11 protein-coding genes are annotated in these 14,385 nt (G+C 72.4%); 4 read left to right on the top strand and 7 right to left on the bottom strand.

Annotated elements, in window-relative coordinates; all coding sequences use genetic code 11:
- Nucleotides 1-2 precede the first annotated feature (2 nt).
- A complete protein-coding gene (locus C4T42_RS00355) occupies nucleotides 3-1,691 on the top strand; it encodes a glycosyltransferase (protein ID WP_103984551.1) in 1,689 nt (562 codons plus the stop codon).
- A 261-nt stretch (nucleotides 1,692-1,952) separates the two neighbouring features.
- On the opposite strand, the gene C4T42_RS00350 is transcribed toward C4T42_RS00355, so the two are convergent.
- Genes C4T42_RS00350 through C4T42_RS00320 form a run of 7 tightly spaced genes read right to left on the bottom strand, consistent with a single transcriptional unit; the run spans nucleotide 1,953 to nucleotide 8,565 of the window.
- Nucleotides 1,953-2,921, bottom strand: a complete 969-nt coding sequence (locus C4T42_RS00350) for a glycosyltransferase family A protein (RefSeq protein WP_103984550.1) — start codon at nucleotides 2,919-2,921, stop codon at nucleotides 1,953-1,955.
- Entirely contained in the window at nucleotides 2,918-3,718 is an 801-nt protein-coding gene (locus C4T42_RS00345; protein ID WP_103984549.1) for a polysaccharide deacetylase family protein, read from the bottom strand. Before C4T42_RS00345 ends, C4T42_RS00350 begins: the two co-directional genes overlap by 4 nt.
- Nucleotides 3,715-4,851, bottom strand: coding sequence for a DegT/DnrJ/EryC1/StrS family aminotransferase (locus C4T42_RS00340; RefSeq protein ID WP_020091185.1), 1,137 nt, complete (start codon nucleotides 4,849-4,851; stop codon nucleotides 3,715-3,717). Before C4T42_RS00340 ends, C4T42_RS00345 begins: the two co-directional genes overlap by 4 nt.
- Nucleotides 4,848-5,879, bottom strand: coding sequence for an NAD-dependent epimerase/dehydratase family protein (locus C4T42_RS00335; RefSeq protein ID WP_020091186.1), 1,032 nt, complete (start codon nucleotides 5,877-5,879; stop codon nucleotides 4,848-4,850). Before C4T42_RS00335 ends, C4T42_RS00340 begins: the two co-directional genes overlap by 4 nt.
- On the bottom strand, nucleotides 5,863-6,978 hold the full coding sequence (locus tag C4T42_RS00330) for a DegT/DnrJ/EryC1/StrS family aminotransferase (protein WP_020091187.1): 1,116 nt from the start codon (nucleotides 6,976-6,978) through the stop codon (nucleotides 5,863-5,865). The genes C4T42_RS00335 and C4T42_RS00330 overlap by 17 nt, the downstream gene beginning before the upstream one ends.
- Nucleotides 6,975-8,003: a Gfo/Idh/MocA family oxidoreductase gene (locus C4T42_RS00325; RefSeq protein WP_020091188.1), complete on the bottom strand. Its 1,029-nt coding sequence runs from the start codon at nucleotides 8,001-8,003 to the stop codon at nucleotides 6,975-6,977. The genes C4T42_RS00330 and C4T42_RS00325 overlap by 4 nt, the downstream gene beginning before the upstream one ends.
- Before the next feature lie 13 nt (nucleotides 8,004-8,016).
- Complete coding sequence (locus tag C4T42_RS00320; protein ID WP_026604627.1) at nucleotides 8,017-8,565, bottom strand: acyltransferase; 549 nt, start codon at nucleotides 8,563-8,565, stop codon at nucleotides 8,017-8,019.
- A 354-nt stretch (nucleotides 8,566-8,919) separates the two neighbouring features.
- Between C4T42_RS00320 and C4T42_RS00315 the strand changes: the two genes are divergently transcribed.
- The 3 genes from C4T42_RS00315 (at nucleotide 8,920) to C4T42_RS00305 (ending at nucleotide 13,915) form a co-directional block, all read left to right on the top strand.
- Nucleotides 8,920-10,209: a polysaccharide biosynthesis/export family protein gene (locus C4T42_RS00315; protein WP_020091190.1), complete on the top strand. Its 1,290-nt coding sequence runs from the start codon at nucleotides 8,920-8,922 to the stop codon at nucleotides 10,207-10,209.
- 98 nt (nucleotides 10,210-10,307) lie between these two features.
- Nucleotides 10,308-12,680 (top strand): polysaccharide biosynthesis tyrosine autokinase, encoded by a 2,373-nt coding sequence (locus C4T42_RS00310; protein WP_020091191.1) that lies wholly within the window; start codon nucleotides 10,308-10,310, stop codon nucleotides 12,678-12,680.
- Nucleotides 12,677-13,915, top strand: a complete 1,239-nt coding sequence (locus tag C4T42_RS00305; protein WP_020091192.1) for a glycosyltransferase — start codon at nucleotides 12,677-12,679, stop codon at nucleotides 13,913-13,915. The genes C4T42_RS00310 and C4T42_RS00305 overlap by 4 nt, the downstream gene beginning before the upstream one ends.
- The last annotated feature ends 470 nt before the right edge of the window (nucleotides 13,916-14,385 follow it).

Raw genomic sequence — 14,385 nt, 5'->3', positions numbered from 1 at the left:
TGATGGTCAAAGGCGCGTTTGAACCCGTCCGTGACGGCGACGGGGAACCCGCGGGCGGGACGGCGTCCCGCGCCGGGCGGATCCGGTCGAACTTCGCGGCCTTCGATGCCCGGGTGCGGCACGCGGAGCGTCTCGCGGCGGCCGGGAACCACGCCGGCGCGGCCGTCGAGACCGCCATCGCGGCGACCCTGGCGGCGCACCGGCACTGCGGCGTGTTCGCGAGCCCGCGCCTCGAACGGTTGATGACCGGGATCGGCCGGACCCTCGACGGTGGCGGCCCGGACGGCGCGCGGGCCGACGGGGCTCCGTACCGGCGGGTCCTCCACGTCTGCACGCAGCTCGCCCCGGTGGGCGGCCTCACCAAGATGCTCGCGCTCTGGATCGGCGCCGACCGCAACCGGGTCAACGGCGTCGCCCTGACCCAGCATCGCGGCCCGGTCGACGGGCGGATCACCGCCGCGGTGCGCGAGAGCGGCGGCGGGATCCACCACCTGAACCACCACAAGGGCGACAAGCTCGCCTGGGCGCGGGAGCTGCGCCAGATCGCGCGCGGCTACGACGTCGTCGTCCTGCACATCCACTGCGAGGACGTGGTCCCGCTGATCGCCTTCGCGGATCCGGCGAAGAGCCCACCGGTCCTGCTCCTCAACCACGCCGACCACCTGTTCTGGATCGGGACGCGGATCAGCCACGCGGTGATCAACCTGCGCGAGGCCGCGCGCCGGCTCGCCGTCACGCGGCGCGGCGTCGATCCGGCCCGCAGCCTCCTGCTGCCGACCCTGATCACCCTGCCCGAGCGCCAGCGCGCCCGCAGCGCGGCCAAGCAGGCCCTGGGCGTCCCGGAGGACAGCGTCCTCCTGGTCTCGGTGGCCCGGGGGGCCAAGTACCGCAACGTCGGGCCGGTCACCTACGCGGATCGCCACGTCGACCTGCTCGCGGCGCATCCGCAGGCCCGGCTCATCGTGGTCGGCCCCGGCGAGCGGGCCGACTGGGAACGGGCCCGGGCCGCCACCGGCGGGCGCATCACGGCCCATCCCGAGCTGTCGGACCCGCGGGTCTTCTTCGAGGCGGCCGACATCTACGTCGATTCCTACCCGTTCGTGTCGTCGACCTCGATGCTGGAGGCCGCCGCCTACGGGCTGCCGCTGGTGACACGGTTCGAGGCGCCCGCGGCGGCGGAGATCGTGGCGATCAACCATCCGGGGCTCGACGTCACGGCCCGGGTCGCCCACGACCAAGCCGCCTACGAGGCCCACCTCACGGCGCTCATCACCGACGCCGCGGCGCGGGACGCCGCGGGCGCCGAGAGCGCCGCCGCGGTCGCGGGCCTCTACGCGCCGGCCGCCTGGCTGGCGGGACTCGACGCGATCTACGCGCAGGCGCTGGCCCTGCCCCGCCTGCCCCCGGAGGCCGGCGCGCCCGGCCCGGCCGAGGCGCCCCATCTCGGCGAGCCCGACCTGCGCCACCAGGACATGTTCGGCTCGGACTTCCCCGTGTCGGAGATGACCAAGAACTACATCGGCATGCTGCCGCTGCGCCAGCGCGTCGCCTCCTGGCTGGCCCTGCGTCGCGCCGGCGACTTCTCCGGCCTCTGGGAGCCGGTGCGGCTTCTCCTCCCGGAATGGCTGGTCCGCAACGTGAAGGACCGGTTCGGCCCGATGCGGCTCCGGGCGCAGATCCCCGGCGCCTGAGGCCGCCCCGGGCCCGGGTGGCCGCGGATCGGTCACGCCGGACGGCGCGCGCGTCGCGGGAGGCCGGGTCGCCCGCCCGCGCCTCCACAGCCCTCACCGGTCTGCGGGACGAAGGCCCGCGCGCCGCCGCAGGGGCGGCGGAGCCGCCAGGACCGCGCGGAATCCTGGGCGGCCCGCCGAACACAACAGGGACAGCGCGAGCGCGCTGCGCGGCGCGGGCCCCGGGAGGGTCCGCGCCGCGCAGCGACAATCTTGTCGGGCTCAGCGCGTCTTCGGGTCGGCGGTCAGCGGCCGCGCGGCCGGCCCGGCGGCCAGCGCCAGCAGAGCCGCGCGCACGCGCGTCGGCCGGAAGGCCTGCCGGATCGCCCGGTGCGGCATCAGGCGGAATGCCGTGAGGAACGCCGCCGCGGCGGCGCGGCGATCGCCGCGGGCCATGTGGGCCTCGGTGGCGTCCAGCAGGGCGTCGTAGTAGCCCTGCACGGTCCCGAAATAGAGCCGCAGGGCCGCGAGACGCGAGACGCCGAGCGCCGGCGCGTGGCGTCGGAAGACCAGGCGGGTGAAGTGGATCCGGCGGGCGATCAGGCGGTCGAAGGTCCCCGCCGGCCGCTGCCGGAAATGCACGCAGGGCGCGGCGACGAAGCCGACGCCGTGGCCGCGGACAGCGCGCAGCTGCCAGTCCCAGTCCTGATCGCCGAGCAGGGCCTCGTCGAACAGGCCGATCGCGTCCACGACGGCCCGGCGCACCACCGTCGCCCCGATCTGCGGGAAGTAGCCGCTCAGCATGCGGCGCAGCAGCGCGCCCTTGTCGGACGGAAGTTCCGGCGGCCAGGGGCCGTAGGTCGGCACGAGGTCGTGGTCGGCGGTGACGATCTGCCCGAACACGACCCCGAGCTCCGGATCGGCCTCGAACAGGCGCAGATGCTCCCGGATATGCGCCGGCTGCCAGACGTCGTCGTCGTCGAGGAACGCCACGTAGGGCGCGCTCGCCCGGGTCAGGCCGGCATTGCGGGCCGCGCCGGCGCCGGGCCGGTCGACGGGGACGTGGATCGCGCCGAACGCGGCGGCGACCTCGGCGGCCGGCCCCGCCGCGCCGTTGTCGCCGACGATGATCTCGAAGGCGAGGTCGGGGCCTTCCAGGGCGCGGATGCTCGCCAGGGCCTCGCGCAGGAAGGCGGGCCGGTTGCAGGTGGGCACCACGACGGAGACGCGGCGCTGCGCGGGTCGGTTCATACCCACTCCTCCCAGGCGTCGTAGGCGCCCCGGAGCAGGGCACCGAAGACGAGATCGTTGTCGAACTGCGTGACGAAGCTGCGCGCCACGGTTCCGGCGGGACGGGTCTCCACCGCCTGCGCGTAGACGATCCGGTAGCCCGCCTCCCGGGCCGCGTGGGCGGCCGCCCGCGTCCAGTTCGCAGACTGCCCCAGGGGTATCGCGAAGGAGTCGGGCAGGACGCCGAGGCGGGCCCCGATGGCGCGCCGGGATTCCTCCAGCTCCTCGGCCGCCTCTTCCGCGCTGAGGCGCCCGAAATCCGGGTGGGTCACGGAATGGCTGCCGATCTCGACCCCGTTGGCGGCCAGCGCCTCGATGGCGCCCCAGCCGAGGACACCCGGCGGCGCGCTCTCGGGCCGGTCGAGCCAGCCCGACACGATGAACAGGGTCCAGGGGATCCCGAGATCGCTGAGGACCGGCGCCGCCCCGCTGAGGACGCTGCGCCAGCCGTCGTCGAAGGTGATGGCGAGGTCCCGCGCGCCGCCGCGCCCGTCGGCGATCGTGGCCGCCGGCACGAAGCGGTAGCCGAGACCGAGCGCGCGCTCGAGCTGGTGGCGGAAGCGCGCGGGAGAGACGTCGTTGACGCCGCATTCCGACTGGCCGACCGAGTGGTAGCAGAGGATGCGGCCGCCCGGCGCCGGGCGCCGGATCCGGGCGAGGGCGAGCGTCGTGCGCTCGCAGGCCATCCGTGCGGCGGCGACGCGCGGGCGCGTCAGGCCGACCGTCCGGGCGAGGCTCTTGACCGGTGCGGGGATCATCGCAGGGCGTCGCGCAGGCCGTCGACGACCTGGTCCTGCTCCGCCTCCGTCATCGCCGCGTAGAGCGGCAGCAGGATCGCGTGGTCGCGCGCCCGCTCGGATTCGGGCAGCGCGAACCGCCGCGGCGCCTCCGCGTAGGGCGGCTCCAGATGCGCGCACATGATGCCCCGGCGGGTGGCGATGCCCCGGTCGAGCATCGCCTGCATGACCGCCTGCTGGTCCGCGTCGTCCGGGAGGCGGACGCAGTAGCTCTGCCAGTTGCTGCGCAGCCCCATCGGCTCGGGCGGCGGCGTCACCCCGGGGAGATCGGCGAGCCGCGCGCGGTAGCCGTCGGCGAGGGCGCGGCGCCGGGCGATCAGGTCGGGCAGCCGCTTCAGCTGCTCCCGGCCGATGGCCGCCTGCACGTCCGTCATCCGGTAGTTGAAGCCCGCGATGGAGTACGCCTCGACCACCACCTTGGCGCTGCCGTGGCGGGCGATGTCGGAGACGCTCATCCCGTGCTGGCGCAGCAGCCGGAAGGTCCGGTCCCACGCGGCGTTGGCGGTGGTGATCATGCCGCCGTCGCCGGTGGTCAGCACCTTGCGCGGGTGGAACGAGAAGCAGGCGATGTCGCCCGCCGGGCTGCCGATCGGCCGCCAGACGTCGCCCTGGAGCCGCTCGGAGCCGATGGCGCAGGCGGCGTCCTCGATCACCGGGATGCCGGAGCGGCGCCCGATCGCGGCGATCGCCTCCAGGTCGCAGGGCATGCCCATCTGGTGGACGCAGACGATCGCCTTCGTTTTCTCGGTGATCGCCGCCGCGGCGGCGTCCGGGGCCATGTTGTAGGTCGCCGGGTCGATGTCGACGAAGATCGGCGTCGCCCCGCACTGGGCGATGGCGTTGGCGGTGGCGATGAAGCTGTGGCTCACCGTCACCACCTCGTCGCCGGGGCCGACCCCGACGGCGAGCAGGGCGAGATGCAGCGCGGTCGTGCAGTTCGAGACCGCGCAGGCGTGGGGCGCGCCGACGATCGCGGCGAACTCCGTCTCGAAGGCCGCGACCTGCGGCCCCTGGGTCAGCCATCCGGAGCGGACGACGGCGGCGGCGGCCTCGGCCTCGGGGGCGCCGACTTCGGGCTTGGCGATCGGGATCATGCGAGCGCCCGCCGCAGGTGTTCCGAGCGGGATTCGTCCTGCCACCAGGCGACGAGGTCGGCGAGGCCCTCGGCCGCCCCGATCTTCGCCTCGAAGCCGATCAGCTCCTTGGCGAGGCTCGTGTCGCAGAGGCGCCGGGGCACCGGGTTCACGGCCCGCTCGGCCTCGTGGACCAGCGGCGTGCCGTCCCGGCCCATGATCCGGGTGAGGTGGCCGGCGAGGTCGACCAGCGAGGTCTCGACGCCGGTGCCGACGTTGAGCACCACGTCGGTGGCCGGCGAGATCGCCGACAGGATGTTGGCCCGGGCGATGTCGCGGACATGGACGAGGTCCATGGTCTGCAGGCCGTCGCCGAACACGATCGGCGACTGGCCCTCGGCCAGGCGCTGCATCCAGCGGACCATGACCTCGGTGTAGCGGCCGGTCAGGTCCATCCGCGGGCCGTAGGCGTTGAAGTACCGGAGCGCGACGTAGTCGAGCCCGTGCATGTCGTTGAACGAGCGCAGGAGGCCCTCGCCGAAGGACTTGGCGGCGCCGTACAGGGTCCGGTTGTCGTAGGGGTGGTGCTTCTCGGTCGTCGGGAAGACCTCCGCCATCCCGTAGACCGAGGCCGAGGAGGCCATCACGACCTTGGCGACGCCGGCCTCGACGCAGCTCTCCAGCAGGTTGAAGGTCGCGGCGGCCATCACCTCGAAGGCGTGGCGGGGCTCCGCGGCGCACTGCGTGATCCGGAGGGCCGCCTGGTGGAACACCACGTCGGTGCCCTTGACCAGCGTGTCCATCAGGGCGCGGTCGCGGATGTCGCCCTGGACGAGGCGGACGCGGCCGGAGCCGAGGGCGTCCCCGAGATTCTCGGGGCGGCCGCGGATCATGTTGTCGATGGCCACGATCTCGTCGCAGCCGGCCTCGACCAGAAGGTCGATGATGTGGGAGCCGATGAAGCCCGATCCGCCCGTGACCAGGATCCGGGTCCCGCGCAGGTCGCCGCTGAACCGGCTTCCCTTGGTGACCTCACGCAGCTTGGGCATCGGCGACCTCGCAGTAGCTGGCGACGGCCCGGCAGACGGTGTCGATCTGCGCGGACGTCATCTCGGGGAACATCGGGAGGGACAGGGTCCGGGCGGCCAGCCGCTCGGTGACCGGCAGGCGGCCGGCACCGTCGTCGAGGTGGCTGTAAGCGGGCTGCCGGTGGACCGGGACGGGGTAGTGGATGCCGGTGGCGATGCCGGCCGCGTTGAGGTACTGGCGCAGCCCCTCGCGGTCCGCCGTCGACACGGCGTAGACGTGGAACACGTGGTCGAGGCCGGCGGGGGCCGGAAGCTCCAGGCCGAGGCCCGCGAGCCGCGCCCCGTACTCCGCCGCCACCGCCTGGCGGGCGCGGGTCCAGCCCTCCAGGTGCGGGAGTTTGACCCCCAGCACCGCGCCCTGGACGCCGTCCATGCGCAGGTTGAAGCCGTGGCGGACGTGGTTGTACTTGCCCTGCTGGCCCCAGTCGCGCAGGCAGCGGGCCGCCTCGGCGAGGTCGTCCCGGTCCGTGACGATGGCGCCGCCCTCGCCGTAGGCCCCGAGATTCTTGCCGGGATAGAAGCTGAAGCAGCCGAGATCCCCGATCGTGCCGGCCTTGCGGCCGCCGCGCTCGGCGAGATGCGCCTGGGCGGCGTCCTCGACGAGGGCGATCCCGTGGCGCCGGGCGATGGCGCCGAGCGCGTCGAGATCGGCCATCCGGCCGTGCAGGTGCACCGGCAGGATCGCCTTGGTGCGGGGCGTGATCGCCGCCTCGACCAGGGCCGGGTCCATGGTCCAGTCGACCGGGTCGATGTCGACGAGGACCGGAGTGGCGCCGGCGTACAGCACCGCCGCCACCGTCGCCACGAAGGTCGACGAGACCGTGATCACCTCGTCGCCCGGACCGATGTCGAGGGCGAGGAGGGCGAGGTGCAGGGCCGCGGTGCCGCTGCTGACGGCGACCGCGTGGCGGGCGCCGCAGGCTTCGGCGAAGGCCGCCTCGAAGGCGCTGACCGCCGGGCCGAGGACGAAGTCGCCGCTGCGCAGGACGTTGAGGACCGCGGTCTCGACGTCGCCGCCGATCGCCGCGTACTGCGCCTTGAGGTCGAGGAAGGGGATCACGAGGCCCTCGCAAGTGGCATGAGGTCGATGGGGGTGCCGTTCTGGCGCAGGGAGCGCATGGCGGCTTCGAGCATCTCGACGACGCGCAGGCCGCTGTGGCCGTCGGTCATGGGCGCGGTGCCGTTCTCGATGGAGTCGGCGAAGTGCTCGATCTCGACGATCAGCGCCTCGCGGAAGGACAGGTGCGGCGACCACATGTCGCCGGTCCGGTAGGAGACCATCAGCTCGGTGATGTCGTCCGAGCCGCCGCCGACGGTGACGCCGCGGTCGTAGACCTTGACCTTCTCGATCGGGTCGAGGTCGTTGTAGACGATCATCTTCTTGCTGCCGCCGATCAGCGTCTGCCGCACCTTCACGGGCGCGAGCCAGTTGACGTTGATCTGCGCGACGACGCCGCGCGGGTAGAAGACGGTCAGGTGGGCCATGTTCTCGGGGCGGCCGCTGAAATGGCCGGTGCCGCTCGCCGAGATCGCCACCGGGGCGAGGTCCAGGATGTGGTCGAGGATGGCGAGGTCGTGGACCGCCAGGTCCCAGATCACGTTCACGTCGCGCTGGAACAGGCCGAGGTTCACCCGGGTCGAGTCGTAGTAGAACACGTCGCCGATGGCGTCGGTCGTGATGAGTTCGTGGATCTTCTCGACCGCGCCCGTGTAGACGAAGGTGTGGTCCACCATCAGCCGCAGGTTGCGCTTGGCCGCCTCCTCGATCAGCAGCCGGGCCTCGAAGGCCGAGGGCGTGATCGGCTTCTCGATGAAGACGTGCTTGCCGGCCCGCAGCGCGTTGATGGCGATCTCGAAGTGCGAGCTCACTGGCGTCGCCACCATGACGGCGTCGATCGCGGGATCGGCCACGAGGTCGCGCCAGTCCTGATGGAGCTGGACGGCGGGGTAGCGCTTGCCGGCCCGGCCGAGCGCGGCGGGCGACTGGTCGGCGATGGCCACCAGCTGGCAGCGCTCGCTCTCCGAGGTGCACCGGGCGAGGTTCGGCCCCCAGTAGCCGTATCCGACGATACCGATCGAGATCATGACTGCATTCCCCTCAAGCAACCTGCAGAGGCTCGGCCGGCTCGGGCCGCGGCGACTGGACGGAACGGGCGCGCGCGGCGCTCTCGGCGCGCTTGGTGCGGGTGTCGCCGACGACCCGCGCGGGGCATCCGGCGACGATGGCGAAGGCCGGGACGTCCCGGGTGACGACGGCACCGGCGCCGACCAGGGCGCCCTCGCCGATGGTGATCCCCGCCACGATGGTTGCGTTGGAGCCGATGGAGGCGCGGGCCTCGACCACGGTCTCGACGAGCTCCCACTCGCCGTCCCGCTTCAGGCTCCCGTCCGCGTTGGTGGCTTCCGGGTAGAGCTCGTTGGTGAAGACCACGCCGTGGCCGACGAACACCTCGGCCCCGATCGAGACGCCCGCGCAGATGAAGCTGTGCGAGGAGATCTTGCAGCGCGGGCCGATCCGGCTACCGCGCTGGATCTCCACGAAGGGGCCGATGCGCGAACCGCTTTCGATTCGACATCCATAAATATTGACTAGATCCGGGTAGAAGATCCCCACATCCGCCCCAATATCTGCATCGGTAATCGGCATGCCCGCCGCTCCTTCCGCCGAACTTCTGTGCGTCAAAACTGCGCAGAGCTGCGGACGGCCGGGAACCCAGGCTTTCGATGCGGTTCGTCCGTCGAAAGGCGAACGGCGCCCATCCGGTGTGACCCCTCCCCGGCCCGGCGCACCGTTCGGGCCAGGGGGCCTACGTCGAAAGGCGAAGCCCCCGCCCCGGCAAGGATGCCCGCGCCCGCCATTTGGAGGAGTCCCGGCTGGCTCGGCCGTTACGCATCATGCCGTCTCAGCCCTCATGAGCCCGTGAGGCCGGCGCGGTCCTGCCGCTCGACCGCCGCGCCCGGGTTCCGAGGGCGAGCCTTAAGGGGACGATGCGTGTCGAAGATGTCGACGAAGACCGCGGCAACCCGCGCCACCGCCCGCGCCGGCCGCGCCGGTCTCGCGGCGTGCCTGCTCGCCCTGTCGGCGCTGCCGGCGGCCGCGGAGTACCGCATCGGGCCCGGCGACACGATCGAGGTCACGGCCCTCAGCATCCCGACCTTCAAGCAGGAGGCGACGGTCTCCACCGACGGCACCGTCATGGTCCCGCTGCTCGGGGACGTCCCGGCCGCCGGGCTCACCGTCGCGGAGCTGCGCCAGAGCCTGCAGAAGTCGCTGCCCGCCAAGGCGGTGCGGCAGCGCAACTCCGAGGGCAAGGAATCGATCGCCGTGCTCGAGCCCGACGAGATCGGGGTGCGGATCTCGAAGTACCAGCCGGTCTACCTGAGCGGCGACGTGACCAAGCAGGGCGAGCACCCGTTCCATCCGGGCATGACCGTGCGGCAGGCCATCGCCCTGGCGGGCGGCTACAACCTCCTGCGGTTCAGGATGGAGAACCCCGTCGTCGAGACGGCGAACCTGCGCGCCGAGTACGACAGCACCTGGGCGAGCATCCAGCGGGAATCCGCCACGATCTGGCGCCTGAAGGCGGTCGTCGCCGCGTCGCGGGGCGACAAGTCCCCGCCGCCGGCGGACGTCGCCCCGGGCAGCCGCGCGACCCCGGCGCAGAAGCTCGCCGAGCAGCAGCTCCGGGTACAGATGACCGACATCGCCAAGGAGAAGGACCATCTGCAGCGCTCCCTCAACCGGACGCAGACGCAGTTCACCAGCCTCAGCGATCAGCAGGTCAAGGAGAAGGAGGGCGTCACCGCCGACGCCGAGGATTACGACACCGTGCGGGCGCTCTTCCAGCGCGGCGCCGTGGTCACGACCCGGCTGACCGACGCGCGGCGCGCCGTCCTGCTCTCCTCGACCCGCGCGCTGCAGACGACGGTCCAGCTCACCCAGCTCGAGCGCGACAAGAGCGACGTCGCCCGCAAGCTCGAGCGGGTCGACGACGTGCAGGCCATGGACGCCCTGGAGAAGCTCCAGGTCGCGGAGAACAACCTGGCGACGTACCGGTCGCGCCTGAACAGCATCAACGACAAGCTGGTCTATACCGGCGCCCTCCGGGCGCAGCTCCTGTCCGGAAGCCGCGCGCAGGCGGCGATCGCGGTCTTCCGGCAGAGCGGACCGGCCAAGACGCAGATCGACGCCGCCGAGGACACGGAGCTGCTGCCGGGCGACGTCGTGGAGATCGCGCTCAAGCCGGATCCCGCCATGCGGGGCGTCGGCGACGGGGCCGGCCAGAACTGACCCACCCGCCCCGGCTCGACGCGCCCATCGGGCCGAGCCGGCGTCCCCTTTGACGGATAGCGCCCCGAGGCGGTGACCGCCGCGGTGAGGAGAGATCCATGAACCGACACTCGACCAGCGCGTCCTTCCTGCCGATCGGTGCGACCCGCCCCGGTGGGACCGGAGCCTGGCGCGGCCAGCCCTTCTCGCCCGAGACGGAGTCCCAGGTCTCGATCCTGACCATCGCGCGGCAGAACTGGCGGTCGATCCTGGCCTTCGCCGCCGTCGGGCTGGTCTGCGCCGGGATCTACGTCGCGACGGCGCCGGCCATCTTCACGGCCCGGGCCCGCGTCTACATCGAGAGCCGCTCCAGCCCGGTGACGGCCCGCGACACGCCCAATGCCGGGACGCCGCTCGAGATCGCCGAGGTCGAGAGCCAGGTCGAGTACATCCGCTCGGAGAAGATCGCGCTCGCCGCCGTGCACCGGCTCGACGAGTCGGCTCTGAAGGATCTGGCGGCGCCGACGCACCCGCTCGTCGCGAAGGTCCGGGAGTTCGTGAAGGCCGCCAAGGCGCTGCCCCTCCGGCTGATCGGGGCCGAGCGGCCGGTCCAGGAACCCGCCCCCGTCAGCCCGGACCTGCGCCAGGCGCGAACGCTGCGCGAGAACGTCGAGGCCAGCCGCATCGGCGCCGCCTACGTGATCGAGGTCGGCTACAGCGCGGACAATCCCGCCACGGCGGCCGCTGTCGCGAACGCGGTGGCCGGGGCCTATGTCAGCACCGAGCTGGAGAACCGGGCCCAGGTCTGGAAGGTCGCCGGCGAGTGGATGCTGCCGCGCCTGAAGGAACTCCAGCAGCGCGCCAGCCAGGCCTCGCGCGAGGCCCAGACCTACAAGGCCGAGCACACCATCATCGACCTGGGCAAGCGCGGCCTCGTGGGCGAGCAGCAGGTCGAGGAGCTCAACACCGCGGTGGCCGCAGCCCGGTCCAAGACCGTCGACGCCCGCGCGGTGCGCGATCAGATCCGCGGGCTCCTCGATTCCGACATCGCCGATCCGGGGATCACCGAGGCGTTCAAGGACAGCGTCATCATCCAGCTGCGCCGGCAGTACGTCGACCTCGTGCAGCGCGCCGACGACCTGAAGCGCCGCCTCGGCCCCGACCACGAGGCGGTCCAGGCGATCCAGCGGGACATCCTGGCGGCCAAGCAGTCGCTGCGCACCGAGCTCGAGCGCCTCGCCGTGTCCCTCGACCACGATTTCGAGGTCGCCAAGGCCCGCGAGGACAGCATGACGGCGGCCTTCGACGCCCTGATCTCGAAGACGCTGATCATGAGCAACGCCCGCGTCAAGGCGCGGGAGCTCGACCGCACCGCCGAGACCTACGACCAGATCTACACCAACCTGCTCCAGCGCTACATCGACGCCGTCAACCAGCAATCCTATCCGCAGCCCTCCGCCCACGTGATCACGCCCGCGACCGTGCCGGAATCCCCGAGCGCGCCCCGCGGCAGCCTGATCATGCTGCTCGGCCTCCTGGTCGGCACCGGGTTCGGCGTGAGCGGCGCCTTCGCGCGGCACTGGTTCGACCGGACGATCCGCACGCCCCGGCAGCTGACCGGCCACGGCCTGACCTGCCTCGCCGCCCTCCCCGAGCTGCGGCGCGAGCCCGGCTTCCGGGCGGCGCTCGCCCTGGCGCAGGCCCACGCCAACGAGGCGCAGCGTCCGGCCAGCATCGAGGCGTTCCGGGCGAGCGCCGTGCGGTTCATGCCGCAATCGGTGTTCGTCGAGCGCCTGCACAGCCTCAAGGCCCACGTCCTGGGCAGCGACCGCCGCGGCCCGGTCTTCGCGATCGGCGTCACGTCCGTGGGGGCCGGCGCGGGCAAGACCCTGTTCGCGAGCAATCTCGGCCAGCTCCTCGCCCGCGCCCGCGCGAGCTCCGGGCGGGTGCTGATGATCGACGCCGACGTCCGGCAGGGGACGCTCTCGCGGCTCAGCCAGGCCACCGAGCAGCGCGGCCTCCTCGACGTGCTCGCCGGCCGCTGCGGCGCCACCGAGGCGGTCCGCCCCCAGCCCGGCGAGGTCCGCCTGCTCGCCTGCGGCAACCGCCACCCGAACGATCCCCATTTCAGCGATCTGATGACCGCGGAGGGCGTCGCCGCGGTGCTGGGGGACGGACGCCCCGCCCTCGACCGCCCCGCCCTCGACCGCGTCGTCGTCGACCTGCCCCCGGTGGACGAGCTCCCCACGCTCCGGCCGCTCCTCGACACGCTCGACGGCCTGATCATCGTGGTGGAGGCGGGCCGGACCAGCATCGACGACGTCGCCGCCGCCGTGCACGATCTCGAGTCGAGCGGCAGCACCGTCCTGGGCGTCGTGCTCAACAAGACCAACGACGGCCAGACGGTCCGGCGCGGCGGATTCCGCGGCGCGCTGAGCCGCTGGACCGCGGCCCGGCGCAGCGCCCGCGGCGCGACCCAGGCAGCCTCGTGACCGGCCCGCGCGCCGAAGGTCTCGACCGGGTGGCGGCCTTCGTGCCGGCCCGGGCCGCCCCGACCCCGGCCTTCGCGGTTTCCGCGACCCCGCGCGGCCGCCGCGTCGCCTTCTTCGGGCACGACCGGGCCGAGCCCACGGTCCGGAAGCGGGTCGACGCCATCCGGGACGCCGGGTGGTCGGTCATCGTGTACGCCTTCGAGCGGGACCGCCCCGGCGCGGTGCCGGCCGAGGCCCCGGTGGCCGACGACATCGTCCCCCTCGGCCTGACCGTCGACCGCAACTACGCCCGCCGCCTGCCGCGCCTCGCCGTCGGCATCGCCCGGGCGCTGCGCCGCCGGCGCGACCTGCGCGGGGCGGACGTGATCTACGTGCGCAACCTCGACATGGCCCTCGTGGCCTGGACCGCGGCGCGCCTCGCCGGGAGCCGCGCGCGCCTCGTCTACGAGGTGCTGGACATCCAGCGTCTGATGGTGCGGCCGGACGCGCCGGGACGGATCGCCCGCGCGGTCGAGCGCTGGATCCTCGGCCGCAGCGACCTCCTCGTCGTCAGTGCCCCGGACTTCATCGACCGGTACTTCCGGCCGGTCCAGGGCTTCGCCGGCGCGTGGCACCTCCTCGAGAACAAGGTCATGGGCCACCGCCTCGGCGAGGTGACGACCCGGCTCGACCGCACCCGGACGGCGGAACCGCCCTGGGTGATCGGCTGGTTCGGGACGCTGCGCTGCCGCCGGAGCCTGACGATCCTCGCCGCCATCGCGGACGCCCTCGGCGACTCGGTGCGGATCGTCCTGGCCGGGCGCCTCTCCGAGGAGGACATCGCCCCGCGCGCCCTGGCGGACACGCTGGACGGCCGGCCGAACATGTCGTTCCGCGGCCCCTACGCCAATCCCCGCGACCTTCCGGAGATCTACAGCGGGATCCACTTTAGTTGGGCCGTCGATTACCTCGATGATGGACTGAATTCGGACTGGCTACTGCCGAACCGGCTCTACGAGGGCGGCCTGTGCGGCGCCCTGACGCTGGCGCGCGCCGCGACGGCGACCGGACGCTACGCGGTGTCGGAGCGCCTGGGCTGGGCGTTTCCCGAGCCGCTCGCCGATTCGGTGACGGCGTTCCTGCGGACGCTCACGCCGGAGGCCTACGCGGAGCGACATGCCGGCCTGCTCGGCCGCGACCTCGGCACGTTCGTCGATGTCGGCGGCATGCGCGATCTCCTGGTCCGGCTGGACTAGAGCCGTGCCCGATCGCGTTGCGATCGGGCACGGCTCTAATCCTTTGTCTCGACGCGCTCTCTCACGCCGAACCGGTATCCACTTCGGCGGAGAGCGCTCTCGATCGCCGCCGCGGCGATTCCGGATCCCGGCAGGGATCCGCCAGTGATTCGCCCGTCGCGTCGGACGGCGCGCGGGGCGGCCTCTCCTCCCGCGGAGCGTGCCGTTTGGTACAGCGCCGCACCGATGAAATCAGTACTCGGACCCCAACAGGGTAAACAACCGAGTACGCATGTTGCCTTTTAGCCTCAGTCAGGTACAGCGGGCCCTCATCCCTCGAATACTCCCGTCACGAATACCTACATCGCACCGAGATCATTGAATTGCCCTCGAAGTCCCACCGATACGACCACGCAACAAGTAGTTCCGAATAAGACAAAGTTTCGATATTCTTAAAACCGACATCTGAGCGACTACATTCGAAAAGATCT

The organism is Methylobacterium sp. 190mf (assembly GCF_900107945.1).
Lineage (GTDB): Bacteria > Pseudomonadota > Alphaproteobacteria > Rhizobiales > Beijerinckiaceae > Methylobacterium.
Note: the sequence above shows the minus strand (reverse complement) of the source record. Positions and strands in the feature narration are given on the sequence as shown.